The 4,979-nt window shown below is 72.2% G+C and carries 5 protein-coding genes; 2 read left to right on the forward strand and 3 right to left on the reverse strand.

Annotation, left to right across the window (positions count from 1 at the left end):
• Positions 1-92: 92 nt before the first annotated feature.
• Together FNH09_RS44525 and FNH09_RS44530 are read left to right on the forward strand one after the other, a co-directional pair.
• Positions 93-488 (forward strand): roadblock/LC7 domain-containing protein, encoded by a 396-nt coding sequence (locus FNH09_RS44525; protein ID WP_202919887.1) that lies wholly within the window; start codon positions 93-95, stop codon positions 486-488.
• A 4-nt stretch (positions 489-492) separates the two neighbouring features.
• Positions 493-921, forward strand: a complete 429-nt coding sequence (locus FNH09_RS44530; RefSeq protein WP_152895570.1) for a hypothetical protein — start codon at positions 493-495, stop codon at positions 919-921.
• 64 nt (positions 922-985) lie between these two features.
• Here the strand turns inward: FNH09_RS44530 and FNH09_RS44535 are convergent, their stop codons facing one another.
• From FNH09_RS44535 to FNH09_RS44545, 3 genes are read right to left on the reverse strand one after another with little or no spacing between them, the layout of a single operon-like run.
• Entirely contained in the window at positions 986-3,361 is a 2,376-nt protein-coding gene (locus FNH09_RS44535) for an ABC transporter permease (RefSeq protein ID WP_162470044.1), read from the reverse strand.
• Complete coding sequence (locus FNH09_RS44540; RefSeq protein ID WP_152895571.1) at positions 3,358-4,047, reverse strand: ABC transporter ATP-binding protein; 690 nt, start codon at positions 4,045-4,047, stop codon at positions 3,358-3,360. Before FNH09_RS44540 ends, FNH09_RS44535 begins: the two co-directional genes overlap by 4 nt.
• On the reverse strand, positions 4,044-4,568 hold the full coding sequence (locus FNH09_RS44545) for a PadR family transcriptional regulator (protein ID WP_152895572.1): 525 nt from the start codon (positions 4,566-4,568) through the stop codon (positions 4,044-4,046). Before FNH09_RS44545 ends, FNH09_RS44540 begins: the two co-directional genes overlap by 4 nt.
• Positions 4,569-4,979 lie beyond the last annotated feature (411 nt).

The following is a 4,979-nucleotide window of genomic DNA, read 5'->3' on the forward strand; positions in this document are numbered from 1 at the left end:
GCCCCGCAGGAAAGCCCACCGCGAAATGAACACCCTGTCCCCCCACATGAAAAAGAAGAACAGATGCGATCGGAATTAGGGGAGTTGCATATATGGACCACAAGGCCCTCGCGCAGGAAATGCGCGGCCTGCGTGAGCAGGTGGCCGGTATCACCGACACCGCGGTGGCCGCGGCCGACGGACTGCTCATCGCGGCGGACACCGCCGACTCCATCGACCCGGAGGGCCTGGCCGCCCTCGCGGCGGCGGGGCTGGGACTCGCCCGCCGTACCGCCGACGCGACCGACCGGGGTGCCCTGCACCGGACGGTGACGTACGGCAGCCACGGCTGTGCCGCCTTCTACGCGGTCGGCGACACCGCCCTGATGGTCGTACTCGGTGACGAGGGCATGGACGTGGACCGCCTGCACATGGCGACCCAGCCGGCCCTGAGCCGGATCGGCTCGATCCTCACCGCGCAGGACAGCAAAGCCCCCGAGGGAGTGTGAAGGGATGGCGACGAAGCGTATGTCCCCAGGTTTCTCCGACCAGGTGATGGGCCTGGTCAAGTCTCTGCGTACCGATGCCCCCGACTGCGTCGCGGCCGGCGCGGTCGACATGTCCACCGGGATGCTGCTGTCGTACGAGACGGTCGACAACCATCCGCCCGAGGTGCTCGACCTGCTGGCGGGAGCGACGCTCGACCTGTTCCAGGGCCGTACCGTCGTGATGATCGAGGACGTCTTCAAGGAGCGTCGCGGCATCGCCAGCGACAACCACTTCTTCCAGGAGATCCTGGTCAACAGCGAGAACCTCACCCACCTGTTCATCCGGATGAACGATCAGCAGGACGTCGTCGCCGTGGTGGTCTGCCGCAAGTCGGTGAACGTGGGCATGCTGTTCGCCCAGGTCCGCCGGGTGGTGCGGGAGTACAGCCTCTGAGCACGGCAGCCTTCGAGCACGAAGCGGGCCCCTCCGGCCGGAGGGGCCCGCCACCTGCTCCCGTCTACTCCGTGCGCAACCCGTCCGGCCGCATCAGCCGCAGCAGCGGCGGCAGGCTCAGCAGGGTCACCACCAGGACGACCGAGGCGCCGAAGCCGGTCATCGACAGGACACTCGCCCAGTCGACCCGCACCGCGGTCGCCGTCATCCGCAGCAGCACCGCGCCCAGCGACAGACCCACCGCCATCGCCAGCAGCAGACCGAGCGTGATCGGTATCGCCGTCTGCCACAGCACCGACAGGCCCAGCGTGCGCCGCCGGGTCCCGAACGCGACCAGCGCCGACAGCAGCTTCCTGCGCTCGCGCAACTGCTCCAGCTGGGAGACCAGCAGACTCGCGCCGATCAGCGCCAGCACACAGGCGGCGCCGACGGACAGGCCGGTGCGGATGGAGCGGTACTGCCCGGTCTGCACGGTGGACGACCAGGTCGTCGGGTCCAGCAGCGGATCGATCCGGGCGGCCGTGTTGCGTACGTACTCCTGCGCGTCGCGGACGCTCGGGTCGAGGCCGAGATAGACCTGCCCGCGGATGCCCGCCGCGCTCCCCGCGGGCAGCGCCGACGGGGTGAACAGGAAACCACCGCGCTTCACACCGGTCGGGTCGGGGCGCGACTGCGCCTGCTTCAGGCCGGGCGGCACCCGCCAGGCGACGGTGACGCTGTCCTTGTCCTCCTCGCCGTCGGCGGGGTCGAGGAACAGCGTGCCGGACTTGGCCAGTTGCTGTGTGCTGCCGTCGTAGTCGGCGCCCCGCAGCGCGAAGACGTCACCGTCGTGGCAGGACGGCAGCGTCGCCACCTCGCGCAGGGCCGCGCAGTCGCCCACGGTCACCTGGGCGTTCAGCTCGGCGGACATCCGCCGCTCGCCGACATTCCCCTCGGACAGCGCGACGACCTTGCGCACCCCCCGGGTGGCGGCCATCTCCCGCGTCACACGCGCCGCCGGGATCCCGTCCGGCACGTTCACCGACATCTGCGCCCGGCTCACGTCCTGGCCGGTCGCCTTGGTGTAGTCCGCCTCCACTCCGGTGAACAGCATCTGCAAGGCGATCGCGCCGGCCACCGCGACGGCGATGCCGTTGACCATGCGGGCCGCCGTGCCGCTGCTCAGCTGGAGCCTGCGCACCGCCAGTTGCCAGGAGACCCCGCCCGGGTTCAGCCGGGCGACGACCGCCTCGACGACCCAGGGCAGCAGGGCGGTGATCCCGACGAGCAGCAGCAGCACACCGCCGGTGACCAGGTACTGGTTGAAGTTCCCGTTCCCGCCGCCCTGGCCGAGCATCGGGTAGAGCAGCGCCAGTCCGCCGGCCGGCAGCAGCAGCCGCCACCACAGCCGGCGCCGCGGGGGCCGGGCCGTGCGCACCACACCGAGCGGCTCGATGACCACCCCGCGCAGCGCGAACAGCGTGACCAGCACGGCGGCCGTCGGGACGGCGACCGCGACCAGCACGGCGAGCGCGGGGGAGGGGTTGAGATAGCTGGGGAACACACTGACCCGGAACACCTCGGCGGTGCCCGCGATCTGGCGTCCGACCAGGAAGAAGCCGGCACCCAGGACCAGTCCGAGCAGCGAGCCCGCGAGCGCCTCGCCGGCCGCGATCCGCCGCACCATCCGGCCGTCCGAGCCGATCAGCCGCAGCGCCGCGAGCCGCTGGTCGCGCCGCTCGCCACCGAAGCGCACGGCCGTGGCGATGAACACCGCGACCGGCATCAGCAGCACCACGAACATGACCAGGACCAGCAGGAGCAGCACCGGGTCGGTGTCCGAAGCGGGGAACGGATTCGGCTCGCCGAACGCGCTGATCCGGGCCACGCGCGGCGGGGCGATCCGCGCGTCGAGACCGTCGGCGCCCGCGTAGTAGGCGAGCTCGTGCGAGCCGATGAGCCCGCTCTCCGCGATGGTCCCGGTGATCCGGTACGGCAGCCGCTCCCGCAGCAGCCGGCCCCCGTCGGAGGCGAGCAGCTCCTTCAGCGCGGGGGAGACCACCATCTCGCCCGGCGCCGGGAACGCCCGCAGGCCCGGCGGCAGCGGCGCCCGGGAGCCCTCGCGCTGCATCAGCCGGCCGCGTACGTCCTCGCCGCGGTAGGTGGAGTCGATGTCCGCGATCACCAGCGTGTCGTCGGCCGCGGGCCTCGGGTTGTAGTCGTACGTGTAGTCCCGCCGCGCCTGCTCGCGGTCGTGCCGTACGGACAGCACGTTCGGCAGGGCGGTGGTGAGCAGCAGCAGCGCCACCCCCAGGCCCACGCCGACCGCGGTGAGCAGGGTCCGTATCCAGCCCTCGCGCCCGCCGGTGAAGGCGAACCGGACCCCCATGGCCAGATCCCTGGACCGGCCCCAGGACCTCGAACCGGCCGGAGCGCGCAGGTTCCCCCACCGCACGCTCATACCGCTCGCTCCATGTCCCGGGACCTGCCGTCGCGTACGACGATCTCGCGGTCGGAGTAGGCGGCCACCCGGGCCTCGTGCGTGACCAGCACGACGGCCGTGCCCGAGGTGCGGGCCGCGTCGGTGAGCAGTTCCATCACGCGCTCGCCGTTGAGGGAGTCCAGGGCGCCGGTGGGCTCGTCGGCGAAGACCACCCGGGGGCCGGTCACCAGGGAGCGCGCCACGGCGACCCGCTGTCCCTGGCCGCCGGAGATCTCGCCGGGCCGCTTGGCCGCGAGGTCGTCCACCTCCAGCCGCTCCATCCAGCCCAGGGCGGCCTTCTCGGCCGTCCTGCGGGAGGTGCCGTTCAGCCGCAGCGGGAGGGCGACGTTCTCGACGCAGGTCAGCTCGGGCACGAGCCGGCCGAACTGGAAGACGAACCCGAACTCCGAGCGGCGCAGCGCGCTGCGCCGGGTGTCGCTCATGGTCGCCATCTCCTGGCCGTCGTAGAGGATCGACCCGGAGTCGGGGGTGACGATCCCGGCGAGGCAGTGCAGCAGCGTCGACTTGCCGGAGCCGGAGGGTCCCATCACGGCGACGACCTCGCCGGGGTGGATGGAGAACCCGGCACCGTCGAGGGCGACCGTGGGCCCGTACGTCTTGCGCAGGTCCTGGGCGGTCAGCAGGGAGCCGGCGGGGGCGGTCATTCGGTCACCGCCTCGGCGAGCCGGTCGAGACGGGCGGCGGTCAGTTCGAGCCAGCGCAGGTCGGCCTCCAGGTGGAACAGCGCGTGGTCGCAGATCAGCTGGTCGGCGAAGTCGCCCTTGCGCTTGCGGTCGGTGAGGATGCGCATGCTGCGCAGGTGCTCGGAGCGCTGCGCGTCGAGGATGTCGGCGGCGTCGCGGCGGGTGAGCAGGGCGAGGACGATCTTCGTGTAGAGCGTCGACTGGAGGTAGAGCTCGGGCTTCTCCGGCGTCGCGAGCCAGCGCTCCACGTCGGTGATCCCGGCGTCGGTGATGGCGTAGCGCTTGCGCTCGGGGCCGCCGCCCGCCTCGATCCCGTCGACTTCGACGAGTCCGTTCTTCAGCAGGCGGGACATCGTCGAGTAGACCTGGCCGTAGTGCAGCGGCCGGTCGTGACCGAACTTCTCGTCGAAGGCCCGCTTGAGGTCGTAACCGTGGCGTGGCCCGGACTCCAGGAGCCCTAGAAGGGTGTGACCGATGGACATGCCGATGACTCTACACACCGTGTATACGTCGTGTGTATACGTACCTCGCGCAGGGCGCCGGGACGGGGGCGCGGATACCGCCGGACGCACCGGAGTGCCCAGGTGACAGCCGATTGTCACGGTTCTGCCACACGGGCGCGGCGCACGGCCGCTCGGGAGTTCCGGAGTCCTGTCGGCGGGGGCGGGGGCCTCGCGCGGGCATGGCCCGGGGCGGCCGTCCGGCCCCGGGGTCGGTCGACCGGCTCGGCCGGGAGGCGGCGCGGGCCGCCGGGAGCCCGGGGGCCCGCGCCGGCCGGGGCTTGGCGGTTCCGGTGCGTGGGCGTGGTCGCTCAGCCGGTCGGGGGCCTTGTGTCGCGGTCGTCCGGGCCGGCGGGCGGTGTCGGGCCGGTGCCGCCGGGGCCGGCCCGACAC

Origin of the sequence: Streptomyces adustus (genome assembly GCF_009377175.1) — a bacterium.
Classification (GTDB): domain Bacteria; phylum Actinomycetota; class Actinomycetes; order Streptomycetales; family Streptomycetaceae; genus Streptomyces; species Streptomyces adustus.

What these genes read in the sequence shown, in the direction of transcription:
- FNH09_RS44525 (WP_202919887.1), top strand. Translation starts at nt 93, where the DNA reads ATGGACCACAAGGCCCTCGCGCAGGAAATGCGCGGCCTGCGTGAGCAG.
- FNH09_RS44530 (WP_152895570.1), top strand. Translation starts at nt 493, where the DNA reads ATGGCGACGAAGCGTATGTCCCCAGGTTTCTCCGACCAGGTGATGGGC.
- FNH09_RS44535 (WP_162470044.1), bottom strand. Translation starts at nt 3,361, where the DNA reads ATGAGCGTGCGGTGGGGGAACCTGCGCGCTCCGGCCGGTTCGAGGTCC.
- FNH09_RS44545 (WP_152895572.1), bottom strand. Translation starts at nt 4,568, where the DNA reads ATGTCCATCGGTCACACCCTTCTAGGGCTCCTGGAGTCCGGGCCACGC.
- FNH09_RS44540 (WP_152895571.1), bottom strand. Translation starts at nt 4,047, where the DNA reads ATGACCGCCCCCGCCGGCTCCCTGCTGACCGCCCAGGACCTGCGCAAG.